Below are 19,197 nucleotides of genomic sequence, written 5' to 3'. Positions count from 1 at the left end.
CTCAATATTAGGGGGGATTTGAGCACTGTAGATTCGGCCTCTTGAGTGGGCTTTATTCATCTAGACGCTTACCTAAATTCTAAAGGTTAGATCTTTTTAATGGTAATGAACTAAGCGACACAGATCTCACTTACTATGTCGACTCAATTTGTTTTGCATTGCCGCTCGCTTTTAATCGCCATTTAATGATAATGAGTGCAAGCCGTTTTAATTAGGCACTGTTTATTTAGCCAAGCGTTTGGAAGCAATTTATGCATATTCATATCTTAGGAATTTGTGGCACCTTCATGGGTGGTGCTGCGGTATTGGCTCGTCAATTAGGTCACAAGGTTACGGGTAGTGACGCGAATGTTTACCCACCAATGAGCACCTTGTTGGAATCACAAGGGATTGAAATTATTGAAGGGTTCGACCCTAGCCAATTAGAACCAAGGCCAGATCTCGTGGTTATCGGTAACGCAATGAGCCGCGGTAATCCGTGTGTTGAGTATGTGTTGGATAACAACCTTAGATACACCTCTGGTCCTCAGTGGTTGCAAGAGTTCTTACTGCATGACCGTTGGGTGTTAGCGGTATCGGGAACGCACGGTAAGACCACGACATCAAGCATGTTGGCTTGGATCTTGGAAGACTGTGGCTATGCACCGGGCTTCTTAGTTGGCGGAGTGTTGGGTAACTTTGGTATCTCTGCTCGCCTTGGTGAAAGCATGTTCTTCGTGGTAGAAGCCGACGAATACGACAGTGCTTTTTTCGATAAACGATCTAAGTTCGTTCATTACCACCCAAGAACCTTAGTGATGAATAACCTAGAGTTTGATCATGCGGACATCTTTGACGATCTTGAAGCGATTAAGCGACAATTTCATCATTTGGTGCGTACTGTGCCAAGCAATGGTCGCATTTTCTCACCTAAGCAAGACAGCGCTATTGAAGATGTTCTAGCTCGCGGTTGCTGGAGTGAAACTGAATCGAGTGGCGAGCAAGGCGACTGGGATGCCAAGAAACTGGTCAAAGATGGCTCTCAATTTGAGGTTTACTTCCAAAATGAATGTGTTGGAACCGTAAATTGGGATTTAGTGGGCGACCACAACGTAAATAATGCTTTGATGGCGATTGCAGCTGCACGTCATGTGGGCGTGACACCTGACCTTGCTTGTGAATCACTAGCTACCTTTATTAATACTAAGCGCCGTTTGGAGTTTAAAGGCGAGGTGGCAGGTGTGTCTGTTTATGACGATTTTGCTCATCATCCAACGGCGATTGAACTTACGCTCGGGGGATTACGTAATAAGGTCGACACTAAGAAAATCATTGCCGTTTTAGAGCCTCGTTCTGCCACCATGAAACGTGGTGTGCACAAAGAAATACTGGCTGATTCGTTGAAGCAGGCGGATTCTACCTACTTATTCCAACCGGATAACATTGATTGGTCAGTTCAAGATGTTGCAGACGCTTGTCACCAACCGGCACACGTGAGTGATGACATGGATGCATTCGTTGCTAAAATTGTCTCAGAGGCACAAGCTGGCGACCAAATTTTGGTAATGAGTAATGGTGGCTTTGGTGGCATTCATCAAAAACTGTTGGATGGATTGGCACTCAAAGGCTAACGGCATCCACGACCTTATAATTTGAAGTAATTGAGAACATGACAAAACACGATAAAGCGATAACCCTTGCTTTCACTGGCGCATCTGGTGCGCCTTATGGCCTGCGTTTACTTGAATGCCTTTTGGCAGCCGACTATCAGGTCTACTTGCTGATTTCATCGGCAGCGCGAGTGGTATTGGCGACCGAGCATGAACTTAAGTTACCTGCTGGGCCAGATGCGGCGAAACAAGCTTTGGTTAAACATCTTGGCTGCGACCCTGAAAAGCTGGTGGTGTGTGGCAAAGATGATTGGTTCTCGCCGGTTGCCTCTGGTTCAGCAGCACCTAAACAGATGGTCGTTTGTCCATGTTCAGCGGGAAGCTTGGCTTCGATTGCTCATGGTCTATCAGATAACCTGATTGAGCGAGCAGCAGACGTAGTCATGAAAGAGCGAGGCCAATTGTTGTTGGTGGTTCGCGAGACGCCATTTTCGACGCTTCATCTCGAGAACATGCACAAACTTTCGACCATGGGCGTAACGATCATGCCTGCAGCTCCGGGTTTTTATCATCAACCCAAGTCAATTGAAGATCTGGTCGACTTTATGGTGGCGCGTATTCTAGATCACCTTGGTATCGAACAAGGTTTAGTGCCACGTTGGGGTTACGATCAACGTAATTGATCCAAACTTGATAGCTTATTGTTAAAAATCAAATTACAATTCTGAACACTCATCGGGGAGCGAACCATTCAAATAATGAATGCGAGCTGAGATCAAGCAGGTGCTTGGGACCCGTAAACCTGAACCAGATAATGCTGGCGTAGGAATTGAGTTAGGAACAACCTCTACCGTTCTCCTCCCTCAAACCTGTGCCGCTCAGACCATGGAGAGCGTCCAGTGAAATTCACATTAACTACCCTTGCTGTTACTACAGCTATTTCTTTTTCTGCCTTTGCTGCAGACAACACTTTGACTGTATACACCTATGACTCTTTTGCTGCGGATTGGGGCCCTCGTCCTGCCGTTGAAAAAGCATTCGAAGAGAAGTGTGGTTGTGATGTGAATTTTGTCGCTCTAGAAGATGGCGTGTCTATTCTGAACCGTTTACGTCTTGAGGGCGGCAACAGCAAAGCCGATATCTTGCTAGGTCTCGACAACAACCTGATGGCTGAAGCGAAAGCGACGGGCTTATTGGCTGAGCATAATGTTGATACGTCATCGGTAACGCTTCCTAATGGTTGGAACGACAGCACTTTTGTACCCTATGACTTTGGCTACTTTGCTTTTGTTTACAATAAAGAGAAACTGGAAAACCCGCCGAAGAGCTTGAAAGAACTGGTTGAGCAGCGTGATGAACTTAAGGTCATCTACCAAGATCCACGTACATCAACACCAGGCCAAGGCATGATGCTTTGGATGAAATCAGTATACGGTGATGAAGCGACAGCAGCATGGAAGAAGCTTGCTCAGAAAACAGTGACTGTAACCAAAGGCTGGTCTGAAGCTTACTCTATGTTCCTAGAAGGCGAGTCGGATTTAGTGTTGTCTTATACAACGTCTCCGGCTTACCACATTATTGCTGAAAGCGATTCTAAGTATGCAGCAGCAAGCTTCGAAGAAGGGCATTACACTCAAGTGGAAGTGGCCGCTAAGGTTAAAGGCAGCAAGAACGAAAAGCTTGCTGATGAGTTTATGGCGTTTATCCTAAGTGATGAATTCCAATCGGCGATGCCAACAGGCAACTGGATGTACCCAGTGACCGATATTGAGCTTCCAAAAGGGTTCGAGCAACTTACGGTTCCTCAGAAAGCGCTAAGCTTTACGCCCGAAGAAATTGCAGCTAAGCGTAAGCCATGGATTCGTGAATGGCAGAGTGCACTTACTTTTTAATTTGCTTTTAAAAAATTAGCTTTCTAACTTTCTGTATTTAAAGGTTTGTTCGATGTTAACTGAGCGAATCATTTACGGTAAAAAATCAATCTATGATAAAGAAAACACCTAAGGTTGGGATTTGGGTAGCGATACTCATTACCGCCTTCGTGGTTTCAGCAGTTGGGGCATTGCTTAGCAATGCCCCTTCTCTTGATATCAGCCAAGTATGGTCCGATCCCTACTATTGGCATGTAACGAAATTCAGTTTTTATCAGGCGACACTCTCAACGGTGCTGAGTGTTGGCTTTGCTATACCTATTGCTCATGCGCTGTGTCGTAGACAATTTTTTGGACGCGCTTTGTTGTTAAGGCTGTTCGCGTCGACCTTAGTCCTGCCAGTGTTAGTGGGTGTATTTGGCTTACTTGCGATCTATGGCAATAGTGGTTGGTTAGCTAAGTTTTTGGCGAACTTCGATATTGAATTGCCATTTTCCATATACGGATTGAATGGTATTTTGCTGGCGCACGTTTTCTTCAACTTGCCTTATGCCAGTCGCTTACTTCTGCAAGCGTTAGATACCGTGCCTGCCGAGCAACACAAGCTTTGTGCTCACTTGGGTATGAGTCATTGGAACAAATTCAGATGGGTTGAATGGCCTCGCTTAAGGCAGCAATTACCACATGTGTGTGGCTTAGTCTTCATGTTGTGTTTTACCAGCTTTGCTACCGTGATGGCGCTAGGCGGTGGACCTAAATCAACCACTATCGAGCTCGCTATTTATCAGGCGATTAAATTCGACTTTGACCTTCAAGCTGGTGCCTTGCTCGCGATATGGCAAATGCTGCTGTGTGGTGTGCTAGCGGTGAGCATTCAACGCCTATCGAAGCCTATTTCAGTGACGGCCAGTCAGCTGTCGGAAGAGAAATATTTGGTTAAGGACAGCTGGTGGTCAAAAGCTTGGGATAGCTTTTGGATCATCATAGTCTCAATGCTGGTATTGCCGCCATTAGCTATGGTTATCGTCAGTGGAATTAACTCACAGGCATTAACCGTACTCAGCAGCGAGCCGTTTTGGGCGGCGTTAATGACCTCGGTTAAAGTCGCGTCATTAGCAAGTGTTATCGCAGTTGGTATTGGTATCGCCATACTGCTGACTAGCCGAGCATGGCGTTTACAGAACAAGAATTTTCGAGCCGATAAAATCGAGCTGATTGGCACTATTATCTTAGTGACTCCGGGGCTGGTGATCAGTACGGGTATCTTCTTATTACTGCGTTCATTCACCGATGTATTCAGTTTAGCTTTCTTTGTCGTGATTGCCGTCAACAGTTTAATGGCGCTGCCTTACGTAATTAAAACCTTGGCTCAACCTATGCTGCACCTGTCTCAGCAGTATCAGTATGTGTGTGCGAGTTTAGGGATGACTGGCTTCACTCGATTCAGGCTCGTGGAATGGCGCGCATTGCGTAAGCCGATGGCGCAAGCCTTCTCGATCAGCTTTATGTTGGCGATGGGTGATTTAAGCGCGATTGCTTTGTTTGGTAGCCAAGATTTTAGAACTCTGCCTTTGTACCTATTCCAATTGTTAGGCAGCTATCAAATGGAAGCGGCGGCGGTAGTTTCTGTGAGCTTACTGTTATTGAGTGTCGGCAGCTTTAGCTTAATAGAATTCTTATTTACTCGAAGATCTAAGCTCGATGCTAAAGAATTAAGGAACCGATGATGTTAGTGATGAAAGATGTGGATTACCACTATCACAGAGAGTTGTTTAGCTTTGATTTTCAAGCTGAGCAGGGCGATATTGTTGCGCTTATGGGGCCGAGTGGTGCGGGTAAGTCTACACTGTTGGCGCTAGTTGCTGGTTTCATCGAGCCTACATCGGGTGAGATATCAGTGGCTGGGCAGTCGCTTATTGGTAAAGAAGCACATCAGCGTCCGTTGGCGATGTTGTTTCAAGAGCACAACCTGTTTGCTCACCTTACGGTGCGAGAAAATATTGGTTTAGGTCTGCATCCAGGTTTAAAGCTTACTGCAACCCAAAAGCTCAAAGTTGAGCAAGCAGCCGCACAAGTAGGTGTTGCAGAGTATTTGGATAGATTGCCTGAGCACTTATCCGGTGGTCAACGCCAGCGTGTCGCGTTAGCGCGTTGTTTTGTTCAGCCACATGACATTTGGCTGCTTGATGAACCTTTCTCTGCGCTTGACCCTTTGCTTCGCGAAGAGATGCTTAGCTTAGTGAAGCGATTAGCGGCAGAGCGAAATATTACGGTCTTGATGGTGACTCACCATTTAGGTGACGCACGCAGTATCGCGAATAAGTTTGTGTTTGTGGCGCTAGGTCAGGTGTTGGTTGAAGACTCGATAGAGGCACTGACGGCGGATCATCCACAGGTAGAATTAAGCTCATTTGTTAAAGCGGGTGAGTGACGACTCATCACTTTTGTTTAATCTCTCTGATATTGAGTACGTAGAAAACAAAAAGACCTAGCATGCGCTAGGTCTTTTATTCACTCTATGAGTAAAGCGAGATAACGATTAGTCTTCTAGCTTTAGCTCTTTTAAGATTTGGAAGATCTCACGAGAAGACTTTGCAGGCTTGTTCGCTGATTTCTCTTTGTTAGCTTGGCGAGCTAGCTGACGAAGACGCTGACGGTCTGCTTCAGGGTACATTTCCATTACTTCTGAAATAGCCGCATCACCTTCAGCAACAACACGATCACGCAGTTGCTCAAGCTTGTGTAGCTCAGCTGTTGCTTGTGAGTGTTTGTTACGTACTTTATCCAAAGCCGCTTGAATTGGCTCAGGATCGACATTGCGCATTACTTTACCAATGTATTGAAGTTGACGACGCTTCGCTTCATTTTTAAAGCGTTGTGCATCTTTAATCGCTTGTGCCAAATCTTCAGACAGCGGAAATTTGTCTAATACAGAAGGCTTTAGACCAACAAGCTCTTCTCCCAGCTTTTGCAGGGCATCCATGTCGGTTTTCATTTCTGTCTTACTTACCCAGATGATTTCTTCTTCTGGTTCCCATGGGGCTTTTTGGTTTTTGCGAGCCATCTTTTCTGCCTATGTCACTATCTCAAACGAATATATTGCCTATTTTAGCAAGAATCTTGGGGAGAAAGCGAAATTCTTGTTATCCTACGTAATATTGACCTAAAAAATTAGAATAGATATGGATGTAAAACAGCAAGTCGCCCAGCAAAGAGTTGAGCTAGAAGCCGCAGTAGCTAAAGCGTTGGATATGGCATCAGTGAGTGCAGACGCAGCTGAGGTCGCTATTACTAAGTCAACGGGTTTAAGTGTTTCAACACGTATGTGTGAAGTGGAAAACGTTGAATTTAATAGTGATGGTGCGCTAGGTATTACTGTTTATCGCGGCCAGAAAAAAGGCAGCGCATCTACATCTGATCTGAGTGAAAAGGCTATTGCTCAAACAGTCGCGGCTGCGCTTGATATCGCTCAGTACACGTCTGAAGACCCATTTGCAGGTCCTGCAGCAAAAGAATACATGGTAAAAGAAATTCCAGACTTGGATCTTTTTCACCCTGATGAACCAAACCCTGACTATGCCGCTGAGATTGCGATTGCTGCTGAGAAGCAAGCGTTAGCTTATAGCGACAAGATCAAACAGAGTGATGGCGCAAGCTACGATAGCCACTATGGCGTTAAGGTTTATGGTAACAGCCATGGCTTACTAGCAAGCTACGCTTCAAGTCGCCATAGCACGAGCTGCTGCGTGATTGGGCAAGGCGCTAACGGTGAAATGGAACGTGACTACAGCTACACCGTTGCACGTCACCGTGACGAGCTGTGGACGCCTGAGCGTGTAGGTCAAGAAGCTGCAGAAAAGACCATTAGCCGTTTGGATGCGAAAAAGCTACCAACAGGCCAGTACCCAATTATGTTCGCTAATGATGTGGCAACTGGCTTGATTGGTCACCTTGTTATGGCGATCAGTGGCGGTAACCTTTACCGCAAGTCGTCATTCCTATTGGATCATCTCGGTCAGAAAATCCTACCTGACTGGTTTAACATTTCTGAGCGACCACATATCTTGCGTGGTTTGGCTTCAAGCCCATTCGATAGCGAAGGTGTGTTCACTCAAGATCGTGAAATCATCACTGACGGTGTGCTAGCAACTTACCTACTAACGAGCTATGCCGCACGTAAGATGGATATGACGCCAACCGGTCATGCTGGTGGTATTCATAACTGGTTCGTTAAATCGACCGGTCAAAACTTTGAGCAGATGCTAAAAGAGTTGGGTACTGGCTTCCTAGTCACTGAAGTGATGGGCCAAGGCGTAAACACCGTAACGGGTGATTATTCACGTGGCGCTGCAGGTTTCTGGGTTGAAAACGGAGAGATCCAATACCCAGTATCAGAAGTAACAATCGCAGGTAACCTAAAAGACATGTTTACTCAGATTGTTGCTGTGGGTAACGACGTAGAAACACGTTCGCAAATTCAAACGGGTTCTATCCTGCTTGAGTCGATGAAAGTCGCGGGTGAGTAATTCAATTAAAGCGAATCTGATGAATTAAAAAAGGGAGCCGTGGCTCCCTTTTTGTTTTCTGTATTTCGCCAAAAATTGGCTAACTGCTTATGCTAACTAGATCAGTATGGTCGCTAAGCCTAGGAACACCGATAGGCCAATAACATCGGTTACTGTGGTCAGTGCCATACCGCCAGCAAGGGCTGGATCGATATTCATCTTCTTCAACATCACTGGGATAGTTACACCAGCAATACCTGCGACAATCAAGTTGGTCATCATCGCCGCTGAGATGATGCCTCCCAGTATCCAGTTACCTTTCCAAGCCACCACGATACCACCAATGATAACGGCCCATAGAACGCCGTTTAGGAAGCCGATGGCTGCCTCTTTGAGTAGCAGTTCGCGTTTGTTACTGTCACCGATATGACCGAGTGCCAAACCACGAATCACCAGAGCAACGGTTTGGTTACCCGCAACACCCCCCATCGAAGGCACGATAGTCATCAGAACCGCAATCGCTGCCATTTGATCGAGCGTTGCTTCAAACATGTTTGATACAGATGCTGCCGCCAGTGCTGCGAGTACGTTAGCACCAAGCCACACACTACGACGACGAGCAGATTTTACGACCGGTGCGAAGGTATCTTCGTCATCGTCCATACCCGCCATACTCATCATTGAGTGTTCGGCATCTTCACGGATAACATCAACCACGTCATCGATGGTGATACGACCAACAAGGTGCTGGTTACTATCGATGACAGGCGCAGAAACCCAGTTACGACGTTCAAACAGGCTCGCGATATCTGACGCACTGGTTTCTACCGCGATCGCTTCGTCGGCATCATCCATCACTTCTGAAACAGGGACATCAGGTTGAGTCGTTACTAGCGTGGTAAGTGATAGGTTACCGATAAGACGTTCTTCTTCATCAATAACATACAGAGCATCAGTTGCATCCGGCAGTTCGCCACGCATACGCATGTAGCGCAATACAACGTCAACATCGACATCACCACGAATCGTGATTACGTCGGTGTTCATGATCGCACCCGCTGAATCTTCAGGGTACGACAGGGCAGTTTCAACTAATGCACGATCGACGGAGTCCATTTGAGAAAGGACTTCGCGAGAAACATCGTCGGGTAGGCTTCGAAGTACGTACGCGACGTCATCGGTTTCCATACCTTCGGTTGCTTCTGCCAAGGTCTCAGGTGCCATTTTCGACACAAGAGCATCTTTGACGTCTTCGTTTAGTTCATCAAGAATTTCACCGTAGTCTTCAGGATCGGTGAGTTGCCAGAGTACGTCACGACTTTTGCGAGGGGAGGCTTCTAAAAGGTGTGCAATATCTTCAGGCTCCATGTCCTGAAGTTGTCGGCGTACGTGAACAAATCGGCCGTTTTCTAGGGCTTCGCTGACTTCTTGGAGGGTTTGGTGAGCTTGGTCGAATTCTAATTGCTCTGCCATATTTTCCTCCTATCTCATTATTCTAACAATGGTTGGAATAGTAACTTAATTCTGGGGCTTATTTAAATCATAAACTTAGATAGAACTAAGATTTAATATTGGTTGGTTCGTTGTTTGAGTCTTAGGCGTTGTGAGTGAAGCGTTTTCGCTACTCACCCTCATCAAACTTGTCTTCAATGAGATGACAGACGGCATCCAGTGCTTGCTGTGAATCGGTACCTGCAGCTTGAATCGTAATATGTTGCCCTTGCGCTGATTCCAGCATAAGTAACCCCATTACGCTGTCTGCTGTTGCTGTTTTATCTTCTTCGCTATGGATAGTGATGGTTGCATCAAAGCTTTGTGCAAGCTCAACCAACTTTACGGCTGCTCTAGCGTGAAGACCCAAGCGATTTTGGATCAGTACAGTTCGAGTTAATTCCATGGTTAGCCCTGTTGGTGCTTCTCTAGGGAGGCGTGTCTGATTTGAACTTGATGGCCAAGTTGCTCAAAGTACTCACCAATTTTCTGGGTTAGATAAACCGAACGGTGTTTGCCGCCAGTACAGCCAATCGCGACCGTTAGGTAACTGCGATTGTTCTTCTCTAACATTGGTAACCACTGTTCAACAAAGCCTTGGATCTGTTGCTTGAGTTCCAGAACTTCTGAGTGTTCTTCTAGAAAGGAGTGAATTGGTGCATCTAGCCCGGTTAGTGGTCGTAGTGCAGGTTCCCAGTGAGGGTTCGGCAAAAAGCGAACATCAAACACGTAGTCGGCATCACTTGGCAAGCCATACTTAAAACCGAAAGATTGAAAGACGATGATCAGCTCTTGCTTCTCTTTGCCTTCAACTTTAAATCGAACCTTTTCACTCAATTCGTAGAGGTTGCAGTCACTGCTGTCGATCACAATGCTGGCGTGCTCTGCGAGAGGTGTCAGAAGTGTCTTCTCTAAATCAATCGCTTGCTCAAGAGATAGCTTTTCTTGGCCAATTGATAAAGGGTGGATTCTGCGGGTTTCGCTGTAGCGCTTAAGGAGTGTCTGCTTGCTGGCATCGAGGAACAATACATCAACATCGATGTTTGTAGCTGACTCGAGTTGCTCGAGCGTGTCGGTGACTAACTGAGGCTCTTTCGGTAGGTTACGTATATCAATACTTACCGCAACGTTTTGGTTGCTTTCGCGTACCGATTCGACAAAGTTGTTGAGCAGGTTTACTGGTAGATTATCGACACAGTAATACCCCAAGTCTTCTAGGACTCGTAACGCAACACTTTTACCGGCCCCTGATTGGCCACTAACCACGATTAATCGCATGTTATTGCTCGCAAGTTGGCACTTGAATCATGATGTCGTAAAGCTCTTGATCGCTCTGAGCATTACGCAGCTGTTTAAGAGTCTGCTTGTCGTTTAGTCGTTCTGCCATACAAGAAAGGGTTTTTAGATGCTCTTTGCATTGTTCGCTAGGAACAAGCAGGGCAAATAGTAGGTCGACAGGACGATTATCAATCGCATCAAATTCGATAGGATCTTGGCATTGCAGTAATACAGCTATCGCTTTATCACTGACATTCATACGAGCATGGGGAATCGCGATACCATTACCAATACCGGTACTGCCCATCTTCTCACGGCTCAACATACACTCAAATAGCTCTGTTGAATCTTGACCGCAGCTCTCAGCTGCTATCTGGCTGATGAGCTCAAGGGCTCTTTTTTTGCTTGTGCATTGGACTGCACTTTTGGTGCAGTCCAATGAAAGTACTTCGCTTAATTGCATGTTAGTGACTACTTAGCTTTTCTTTGTGCTTGTTGAGTTGGCGGACGAGTTTATAAACCAATGAATCAATCGCGGCATACATGCTTTCATCTGTTGCTGTCGCATGGATTTCCCCCTGATTTATATGCAGGGTAGCTTCTGCGATTTGATTGATTTTCTCAACTTTTAAAACAACCTGAACGCTATTGATATGATCAAAGAAGCGCTCAAGTTTGTCGAATTTGGTGTGAACATAGTCTTGCATTGAATCGGTAAGATCAACGTGATGGCCTTGAATATTGATTTGCATAGACTTTCCTTTTCAGTTGGTTGCCTGATCATAGTTGCTAAGTAACTAGCGACTAAATGAGCTTATAGCAGGCGTTTACGCTGACTCGATGGGGCAATGCCCAGAGACTCACGGTATTTCGCTATGGTACGTCTAGCTACCTGAATTCCTTGGTCAGCCAGTAAAGCAGCAATCTTACTATCACTTAGAGGCTTCGCGGTATTTTCCGCTGCGACAAGCTTCTTGATGAGTGCGCGAATTGCTGTAGATGAACATTCACCGCCATTGTCAGTGCTGACATGGCTTGAGAAAAAGTATTTGAGCTCGAAGATGCCACGTGGCGTATGCATGAATTTTTGAGTCGTCACACGAGAGATCGTGGATTCGTGCATATCAACAGCTAACGCAACATCATTAAGAACCATTGGCTTCATCGCTTCTTCGCCATGTTCGAAGAAATCACGCTGATGTTCAACAATGCATCGCGCAACTTTGAGTAGCGTCTCATTTCGGCTCTCTAGGCTTTTAATTAACCACTTTGCTTCTTGCAAATTTGAGCGGATGTATTGATTGTCGGCGCTGTTGCCTTTACTGCCCAGATCAGCGTACTGCTGATTCACTTTCAACTTAGGCACGCTATCAGGGTTAATGGTCACTAACCATTTGCCAAGGTCTTTGAAGACAGATACATCTGGAACCACATACTCAGTTTCATCCGGAGTAATCTTACTGCCAGGACGAGGGTCCAGCTGTTGAATCAGTTGCAAAACTTCACGTAGTTCTGCTTCTTTCAACTTGGTCTCTTTGATAACCAGTTTGTAATCGCGATTGCCGAGTTGGTCGATATGGCTAGTAAGTACTAACTTAGCTTCGTTAAGCCAAGGCGTATCTTGGGGAAAGGTTGCCAGTTGCAGTAACAAGCAATCTTGCAGGTTGACTGAACCGACACCTAGCGGATCAAACTGCTGAATTCGTTTACGTACCGCTTCAATTTCATCAAGCTCGATCTCTTCATTGTCGAAGTTTTCAAGGATGTCTTCACAAGTTACAGTGAGGTAGCCGTAGTCGTCGATGGCATCGATTAATGCAAAAGCGATGCTTCGGTCGGTGTCAGTGAATGGCGTTAAGTCGAGTTGCCAAAGTAGGTAATCGTGCAGGCTTTGAGTGGTTTCGCCTTGATAAACCGGCATGTCGTCATCAATCGCAATACCCGTGTTACCGGTGTTCGCGCTGTAGACGTCTTCCCAAGTTGTGTCGATTTCTAGTTCGTTGCCAATCTCTGATTTTTCGATTAAGTCTGAGCTATCAGGTAAGTCTTGCTCTGTGGCTTCAACAGTTTCTTTTTCGTCACTGCTAGGTTTTTCTTCCGATGTTGGCGTATCTTCATTGCCTTCTTCGACATCGAGTAGTGGGTTAGATTCAAGTGCTTCTTGAATCTCTTGCTGCAAATCTAAAGTAGACAATTGCAACAAACGAATCGCTTGCTGCAATTGAGGAGTCATTGCTAACTGTTGGCCTAGCTTAAGTTGTAATGAGGGTTTCATTCAGTGTGACTTACCTAGTTATTATTCTTAGAACTCTCGATACTCTCTATATAATCATAGACGGAATTGTTCGCCTAGATAAACTTGTTTAACTTGTTCGTTATTGAGAACATCTTCAGGAGTACCCTCAGCGATCAGGTGTCCTTGGCTTACGATGTAAGCTTTTTCACACACGTCTAATGTTTCACGAACGTTGTGGTCGGTAATCAAAACGCCCAAGCCGCGATCACGCAGGTGAACAATGATTTTTTTGATATCGATTACTGAGATCGGGTCAACACCGGCGAATGGTTCATCCAATAGAATGAACTGCGGGTTTGCTGCTAGTGCACGAGCAATCTCTACACGACGACGCTCACCACCCGACAGAGCCATACCATTGCTGGTGCGGATATGTTGGATGTGGAACTCTTCTAGCAGGTCTTCCAGCTTATCTTGGCGTTGTTCGTTGGTCATTTCATCACGGGTTTGTAAAACCGCCATGATGTTGTTCTCTACGGACAACTTACGGAAAATCGATGCTTCTTGAGGCAGGTAACCGATACCAAGACGAGAGCGGCTGTGCATTGGTAAGATACTGATGTCTCGGTCATCAATGCTGATGGTACCTTCATCACGCGCCACCAAACCAACAATCATATAGAAAGATGTGGTTTTACCTGCACCGTTAGGCCCAAGCAGACCGACGATCTGGCCTGACTCTACCTGTAAGCTTACATCGGTAACAACCTTACGTTTACTGTAGGTTTTCGCTAGGTTTTTTGCTTTAAGAACAGCCATCGTTACTTATTCACTTCCGTTGGTTGTAAAACCGTTGACACTCGTTTGTTTTCACCACTGTCAGCGACTAATTTCTGAGAACCGATCTGGTAAGTGATCTTAGAACCGCGAATGATGCTGCCATCTTGAGATAACATCGCATTCTTAGTCATGATCAGTCGGTCGGCAACAAGCTGGTAGTGCAGGTCGTCAGCTTCACCGTAGAGTGTCTTACCGTCGTCAGTAAGCTGAGAGAAGGTTGCTGGCTTACCGAAGCCTTGAATTTCTTCAATCTCACCGTTTACGGCGTTACGAGTAACAATAACCTTATCGGCATTGATATTGATGCTGCCTTGTTTAAGGTTCACATCACCAAGGAAAGTCACTTGGTTACTTTTCATATCCAATTGCTGGCTGTCTGAGTCAATGTAGACAGGTTGCTCACTATCCGAAGACAGAGCATAGACATTAGGTGCCGCAAGGGTCAAAGCGAATAAACTAAGGTGTAAGAGTTTCATATCTACCTTGAACAGAATTAAAGAGGGTTGCATTGTTGGTACCGAAGTTACCTTTCATTGCTTGTCCCTCAGTTTCAAAAAATGTACCGATCATATGGACCGGAGTCTCTGAATAAAAATCTCGGCTAGGCAGCTCAACAACCATTTTATCTGTGGTCATTGTATCGAAGCTGGCTTCTGGCAACAGGTTCTTTGCCACGACGTTGTCATAAAACGTGACAACTTGATTCTCATCCATAATCGCGCGATCAGCGGTGACTTGCCATTCAATCGTGTGCCCTTCACGGAATACCGAAAGAACTGGGTTTTGAAAGTGCGTATCGCCAACTACTGAGTAGTGTTCTAAATACGTCGATTCAACCTGATAGCTGCGAATACCGCTTTCGTCGTAGCTAATGTTGTTCAGGCTTTTGCCACTAAACGCGGGCAGCTCCAAATTTGGAGCCACTTGTATCGTTGATGTTTGCTCTTTGTCGTACAAGTAATAGGTCGACCAAGAGGCAATAAATATGAGTATTAAATAGATAATACGAGTAAAACTCATATGCTTAAACCTTTATGCACGTCGAGTTCATTTCTTGCTTGTAAAATAAGGTCACAGACTTCACGTACCGCGCCATGACCACCGTTAATGGTTGTCACGTAGTTTGCACGCTTTGCAAGTAGCGGGTGCCCATCTGCCACACAGACCTTCAAGCCAACTTTTTCCATTACAGGCCAGTCAATCAGATCGTCTCCGATGTAACCTGTATTTTCAGGGTTTACAGAAAGCTTATCGCAAATATCTTGGTATGCCTTAACTTTATCGTCTTGACCTTGATAAATCAGCTTAATGCCTAGAGCGGTCATACGATTCTCAACAATTTGAGATTTGCGACCCGTGATGATCGCGATTTCAATGCCTGCGTTCATCAGTGATTTGATACCGTAACCGTCACGAGTGTGGAAGGTTTTCAGCTCTTCACCGTTGTTGCCCATGTAGATGCGACCATCAGAGAAGACACCATCGACATCGCAAATCAGCAGTTTGATCTCTTTTGCAATTGCAAATACATCTGAATTAACAGTGCCGTATAGAGTTTCGACTGTCTGTGTCATTACATTACTCCTGCTTTCAGTAAGTCATGCATGTTTAACGCTCCGACTAATTTACCTTCTTGGCATAACATCAGGCCATTGATGCTCTTCGCTTGCATCAAGTTTAAGCCCTCAACCGCGAGCATGTTTGGCTCGGCTACCGTCGGGTTTAGCGTCATCACATCACCGATCTGCGTGTTATGGATATCAACGCGTTTGTCTAAGATACGGCGTAAATCACCATCGGTAAAAATACCGGCCATTTGGCCATCTTCACCAACGATTGCTGTCATGCCTAAGCCTTTCTGAGATATCTCTAGTAGAGCGTCTCTTACTAGTGCGTCGGGTGCTACAACAGGAAGTGAATCGCCTGTGTGCATGATGTCGTCGAGCTTCAACAGCAACTGACGACCTAAAGCGCCACCAGGATGAGACAGGGCAAAGTCTTGAGCGGTGAAGCCTCGAGCCTGCAAAAGTGCAACGGCTAATGCATCACCCATGACCAAAGTCGCCGTGGTGCTTGTTGTTGGTGCTAAGCCCAGCGGACAAGCTTCTTCCGGTACTGAAATTTGTAAATGGATATCAGACAGGGTTGCCATGTTTGATGCTGGCTTGCCTGTCATGCTGATGATCTTGATGCTCAGACGCTTTAACACAGGAAATAGGCTGAGGATTTCTCCCGATTCGCCGGAGTTGGATATTGCAATCACAATATCACCAGGTTCGATCATGCCTAAGTCGCCATGCGCCGCTTCGCCTGGGTGAACAAAGAAAGCCGATGTCCCGGTACTTGCCAATGTTGCTGCGATTTTGTTGCCAATGTGGCCTGATTTACCCATGCCCATCACAACGACTTTGCCTTTGTTGTTCAGGATAAGGTCGCAAGCTTTACAAAAATCATCATTAAAATATTGGTCTAATTGAGTGAGACCTGCAACTTCGGTTTCCAAAACTTGTTTTGCAACGCTGCGGTAATCAAATGGCTGAGACATCAAATACTCCAAGTACGGGAAGTTAAATCAACAATTAAGCCGACATGTTCATTAATAGGTAACTTTGGTAGGCCACGAACGTCACAATTAACACGCCGCCTTCAATACGATTCACACTACGAGATTTTCCTAGTGCCATCACAACAAGTAGTAGCGATACGCCTAGCATTACCCAGAAGTCACGACCCATAGCGAACTCGCTCAAGATCGAAGGGTTTAGGATGCCCGGGATACCCATAACAGCAAGGATGTTGAATACGTTTGAACCAATGATATTACCTACAGCCATATCATCTTCACCCTTCATAACGCCGGCTAGTGATGCTGCAAGTTCAGGAAGGCTAGTACCAACAGCAATGATGGTTAAACCAATGACAAGGTCGCTCATGCCGAAGAACTTCGCGATGATCACAGCGTTATCTACCAGCATATCAGCAGCTAAAGGTAGGACGATTAGACCAATCACGACCCACATTGCAGCCTTAGGGTTACTTACGCCTTCAGGGATCTCTGATTCTTGCTCATCAAGGAAAGCATCGCCGTTCTTTTTCTCGCTGCGGCTGATTTGCAACATAGCAAACAAAAACGCGGCAAAAAGAACAAACAACAACACGCCTTCATAGAAGCCTAAATGGTTATCCCACAATAGGGCGCCCGCTAGCAGAGTGACACCGATCATTAATGGTAGTTCACGACGAATCACGCCTGAGCTAATCGATAACGGCTTGATAAGGGCTGTAATACCTAAAATCAGCGCGATGTTGGCGATGTTAGAGCCCAGTACGTTGCCTACAGCTGTATCTGTTTTGCCATCAAGGGCTGCTGTCGCAGAAACCATCATTTCAGGAGCCGAAGACCCCATTGCTAAGATCGTCATACCGATAACTAGTGGTGAAATACCGAAGTTGCGAGCAAGAGCAGCGGCACCGTAAACCAGCTTATCTGCACTCCACACCAAAAAACCTAGACCGATAATAAGAAACGCAATCGCTTCAAGCATGATGATTCCTAAAAAATTAATAAAAACGGAGAATTAACCGCTAATTTTGACCTGTTGCTAGATAAAAGGGAAGTCACTCGGCAAATTAATTACCAGTTAGCAGGCAAGAAAGAGAGATCAATAGATAATTTCCTAATGCTTTCAAATCCCTGCATAGATTCCTGTTTAATATGAATTAATTGAACAGTGCTTTTAATTCTAAAGTAGACTCATTATTATTGCAGCCATAATTGGCGTTTTTTAAAGCAAGGAAACAACAAAAATATGTTGAACACTGAGCTTGTGAAAGTTAAGAACCTCAGCTTCTCACGCGGTGACCGCGTTATCTTTGATGACATCAGTTTAGAGGTGCCTCAAGGCAAGATAACCGCCATCATGGGGCCGTCTGGGATCGGCAAAACGACTTTACTGCGTTTGATCGGTGGGCAACTGCCGCCAGATGAAGGCGAAGTTTGGTTTGATGGTGACAATATCCCTGCATTATCACGTCGAAAGCTATATCAAGCACGTAAGAAAATGAGCATGCTATTCCAATCGGGTGCGCTTTTTACGGATCTCAATGTCTTTGATAATGTGGCGTTTCCGCTGCGAGAGCACACTGAACTTAATGAAAAATTCATTCGTACCATCGTATTACTTAAGCTTGAAGCGGTAGGATTACGTGGTGCTGCGCAATTGATGCCGAGTGAGTTGTCTGGCGGAATGGCTAGGCGTGCCGCACTGGCGCGCGCAATCGCACTGGATCCAGAACTTATCATGTACGATGAGCCGTTTGTTGGCCAAGATCCCATCACCATGGGCGTATTGGTTGAATTGATACGAAATCTCAATCAAGCCTTGGGCTTAACCTCGATTGTTGTTTCTCACGATGTGCCAGAGGTGATGAGTATTGCTGATTGGGTTTACCTCATGGCAGATAGCAAGATTATTGCCGCTGGAACACCTGATGAGTTGTACAACAATAGCGATCCGAGAGTGCAGCAATTTTTGCAAGGCGAAGCCGATGGTCCAGTACCATTTAGATTCCCTGCGAAGAGCTTAGAAAAGGATTTGTTTTAATATGATTGTTAAAACTATTGCGGGTGTCGGTAAGCGTACACTTGCGAGCTGTGAGTCATTTGGTCGAGCAAGCCTGATGTTATTTGGGGCTTTGTTTGGCATCCCGCGACTAAAAAACTTCCCCTTATTAGTAAAACAACTTTATAGCGTTGGCGTTCAGTCATTGGCTATTATTTTAGTTTCGGGTCTGTTTATCGGCATGGTGCTCAGCCTGCAGGGCTATGTCGTGTTAATTGACTACGGCGCTGAGGGAAACCTTGGTCAAATGGTCGCGCTTTCACTGTTGCGTGAGTTGGGGCCTGTGGTGACTGCGTTATTATTTGCAGGTCGAGCCGGTTCAGCACTCACGGCAGAGATTGGGTTAATGAAGGCAACAGAGCAGATCTCAAGCCTTGAGATGATGGCCGTTGACCCTCTTAAACGCATTATTGCACCACGTCTTTGGGCCGGGCTTATCTCAATGCCATTGCTTGCTATGATTTTTATGGCGGTAGGTATTTGGGGCGGTCAACTGGTTGGTGTTGATTGGAAAGGCATTGATCACGGCAGTTTCTGGTCTGCGATGCAGTCTTCAGTAGAACTTGGCCGAGATATTGGTAACAGCATGATCAAATGCATGGTCTTCGCTATCACCGTAACTTGGATCGCACTTTTCAATGGTTATGACGCAGTACCGACTTCAGAAGGTATCAGTCAGGCAACCACACGCACTGTAGTGCACTCTTCTCTAGCGGTACTAGGGCTAGATTTTGTTCTTACCGCATTGATGTTTGGGAATTAATC

The 19,197-nt window shown here is 45.7% G+C and carries 21 protein-coding genes and 1 riboswitch; of the genes, 8 read left to right on the top strand and 13 right to left on the bottom strand.

Features of this window, described 5'->3' with window-relative positions; all coding sequences use genetic code 11:
- The first annotated feature begins 251 nt into the window (after positions 1 to 251).
- The 5 genes from mpl (at position 252) to thiQ (ending at position 5,891) form a co-directional block, all read left to right on the top strand.
- Positions 252 to 1,610 carry a UDP-N-acetylmuramate:L-alanyl-gamma-D-glutamyl-meso-diaminopimelate ligase gene (mpl, locus tag AB6E54_RS18245; protein ID WP_065584318.1) on the top strand — a complete coding sequence of 453 codons (1,359 nt, stop codon included), beginning with the start codon at positions 252 to 254 and terminating at the stop codon, positions 1,608 to 1,610.
- Positions 1,611 to 1,648: 38 nt separating this feature from the next.
- Positions 1,649 to 2,272 (top strand): flavin prenyltransferase UbiX, encoded by a 624-nt coding sequence (locus AB6E54_RS18240; RefSeq protein ID WP_016787846.1) that lies wholly within the window; start codon positions 1,649 to 1,651, stop codon positions 2,270 to 2,272.
- 43 nt (positions 2,273 to 2,315) lie between these two features.
- Positions 2,316 to 2,435: riboswitch (TPP riboswitch) on the top strand.
- A 53-nt stretch (positions 2,436 to 2,488) separates the two neighbouring features.
- A complete protein-coding gene (thiB, locus tag AB6E54_RS18235) occupies positions 2,489 to 3,481 on the top strand; it encodes a thiamine ABC transporter substrate binding subunit (RefSeq protein ID WP_102333028.1) in 993 nt (330 codons plus the stop codon).
- Between the two features lie 92 nt (positions 3,482 to 3,573).
- Positions 3,574 to 5,187, top strand: coding sequence for a thiamine/thiamine pyrophosphate ABC transporter permease ThiP (gene thiP, locus AB6E54_RS18230; RefSeq protein ID WP_170967441.1), 1,614 nt, complete (start codon positions 3,574 to 3,576; stop codon positions 5,185 to 5,187).
- Positions 5,187 to 5,891 carry a thiamine ABC transporter ATP-binding protein gene (gene thiQ, locus AB6E54_RS18225; protein WP_102333029.1) on the top strand — a complete coding sequence of 235 codons (705 nt, stop codon included), beginning with the start codon at positions 5,187 to 5,189 and terminating at the stop codon, positions 5,889 to 5,891. The genes thiP and thiQ overlap by 1 nt, the downstream gene beginning before the upstream one ends.
- Positions 5,892 to 5,999: 108 nt before the next feature.
- Here the strand turns inward: thiQ and yjgA are convergent, their stop codons facing one another.
- On the bottom strand, positions 6,000 to 6,524 hold the full coding sequence (gene yjgA / locus AB6E54_RS18220; RefSeq protein WP_017058909.1) for a ribosome biogenesis factor YjgA: 525 nt from the start codon (positions 6,522 to 6,524) through the stop codon (positions 6,000 to 6,002).
- A 118-nt stretch (positions 6,525 to 6,642) separates the two neighbouring features.
- Here yjgA and pmbA point away from each other — a divergent pair, with 118 nt between their 5' ends.
- Positions 6,643 to 7,986: a metalloprotease PmbA gene (gene pmbA, locus AB6E54_RS18215; RefSeq protein WP_017058910.1), complete on the top strand. Its 1,344-nt coding sequence runs from the start codon at positions 6,643 to 6,645 to the stop codon at positions 7,984 to 7,986.
- Positions 7,987 to 8,082: 96 nt separating this feature from the next.
- Here the strand turns inward: pmbA and mgtE are convergent, their stop codons facing one another.
- From mgtE to AB6E54_RS18155, 12 genes are all read right to left on the bottom strand, one after another.
- A complete protein-coding gene (mgtE, locus tag AB6E54_RS18210; RefSeq protein WP_017058911.1) occupies positions 8,083 to 9,438 on the bottom strand; it encodes a magnesium transporter in 1,356 nt (451 codons plus the stop codon).
- Positions 9,439 to 9,586: 148 nt separating this feature from the next.
- A complete protein-coding gene (locus AB6E54_RS18205) occupies positions 9,587 to 9,862 on the bottom strand; it encodes an HPr family phosphocarrier protein (RefSeq protein WP_017066670.1) in 276 nt (91 codons plus the stop codon).
- A gap of 2 nt (positions 9,863 to 9,864) precedes the next feature.
- On the bottom strand, positions 9,865 to 10,734 hold the full coding sequence (rapZ, locus tag AB6E54_RS18200; protein WP_017063735.1) for an RNase adapter RapZ: 870 nt from the start codon (positions 10,732 to 10,734) through the stop codon (positions 9,865 to 9,867).
- A gap of 1 nt (position 10,735) precedes the next feature.
- Positions 10,736 to 11,197: a PTS IIA-like nitrogen regulatory protein PtsN gene (ptsN, locus tag AB6E54_RS18195; RefSeq protein ID WP_004738707.1), complete on the bottom strand. Its 462-nt coding sequence runs from the start codon at positions 11,195 to 11,197 to the stop codon at positions 10,736 to 10,738.
- 1 nt (position 11,198) lies between these two features.
- A complete protein-coding gene (gene hpf, locus AB6E54_RS18190) occupies positions 11,199 to 11,486 on the bottom strand; it encodes a ribosome hibernation promoting factor (protein WP_372106826.1) in 288 nt (95 codons plus the stop codon).
- A 62-nt stretch (positions 11,487 to 11,548) separates the two neighbouring features.
- Positions 11,549 to 13,009, bottom strand: a complete 1,461-nt coding sequence (locus AB6E54_RS18185) for an RNA polymerase factor sigma-54 (protein WP_017058913.1) — start codon at positions 13,007 to 13,009, stop codon at positions 11,549 to 11,551.
- A 54-nt stretch (positions 13,010 to 13,063) separates the two neighbouring features.
- Positions 13,064 to 13,789 carry an LPS export ABC transporter ATP-binding protein gene (lptB, locus tag AB6E54_RS18180; RefSeq protein ID WP_004735304.1) on the bottom strand — a complete coding sequence of 242 codons (726 nt, stop codon included), beginning with the start codon at positions 13,787 to 13,789 and terminating at the stop codon, positions 13,064 to 13,066.
- A gap of 2 nt (positions 13,790 to 13,791) precedes the next feature.
- Positions 13,792 to 14,286, bottom strand: a complete 495-nt coding sequence (gene lptA / locus AB6E54_RS18175) for a lipopolysaccharide transport periplasmic protein LptA (protein WP_017058914.1) — start codon at positions 14,284 to 14,286, stop codon at positions 13,792 to 13,794.
- The gene (gene lptC / locus AB6E54_RS18170; RefSeq protein WP_004735306.1) at positions 14,267 to 14,830 is read right to left on the bottom strand and encodes an LPS export ABC transporter periplasmic protein LptC; all 564 of its coding nucleotides are present in this window, start codon (positions 14,828 to 14,830) and stop codon (positions 14,267 to 14,269) included. Before lptC ends, lptA begins: the two co-directional genes overlap by 20 nt.
- Positions 14,827 to 15,384 (bottom strand): 3-deoxy-manno-octulosonate-8-phosphatase KdsC, encoded by a 558-nt coding sequence (gene kdsC, locus AB6E54_RS18165; RefSeq protein ID WP_017058916.1) that lies wholly within the window; start codon positions 15,382 to 15,384, stop codon positions 14,827 to 14,829. The genes lptC and kdsC overlap by 4 nt, the downstream gene beginning before the upstream one ends.
- A complete protein-coding gene (gene kdsD, locus AB6E54_RS18160; protein WP_017058917.1) occupies positions 15,384 to 16,355 on the bottom strand; it encodes an arabinose-5-phosphate isomerase KdsD in 972 nt (323 codons plus the stop codon). Before kdsD ends, kdsC begins: the two co-directional genes overlap by 1 nt.
- A 34-nt stretch (positions 16,356 to 16,389) precedes the next feature.
- Positions 16,390 to 17,355: a calcium/sodium antiporter gene (locus tag AB6E54_RS18155; RefSeq protein ID WP_017063737.1), complete on the bottom strand. Its 966-nt coding sequence runs from the start codon at positions 17,353 to 17,355 to the stop codon at positions 16,390 to 16,392.
- A 264-nt stretch (positions 17,356 to 17,619) separates the two neighbouring features.
- Between AB6E54_RS18155 and mlaF the strand changes: the two genes are divergently transcribed.
- Positions 17,620 to 18,414: a phospholipid ABC transporter ATP-binding protein MlaF gene (gene mlaF, locus AB6E54_RS18150; protein WP_017058919.1), complete on the top strand. Its 795-nt coding sequence runs from the start codon at positions 17,620 to 17,622 to the stop codon at positions 18,412 to 18,414.
- Position 18,415: 1 nt separating this feature from the next.
- Entirely contained in the window at positions 18,416 to 19,195 is a 780-nt protein-coding gene (mlaE, locus tag AB6E54_RS18145; protein WP_017058920.1) for a lipid asymmetry maintenance ABC transporter permease subunit MlaE, read from the top strand.
- The last annotated feature ends 2 nt before the right edge of the window (positions 19,196 to 19,197 follow it).

This window comes from Vibrio sp. 10N.247.311.49 (genome assembly GCF_041467655.1).
Taxonomy (GTDB): domain Bacteria; phylum Pseudomonadota; class Gammaproteobacteria; order Enterobacterales; family Vibrionaceae; genus Vibrio; species Vibrio crassostreae_C.
This window is presented reverse-complemented; position numbering and strand designations above follow the sequence as displayed.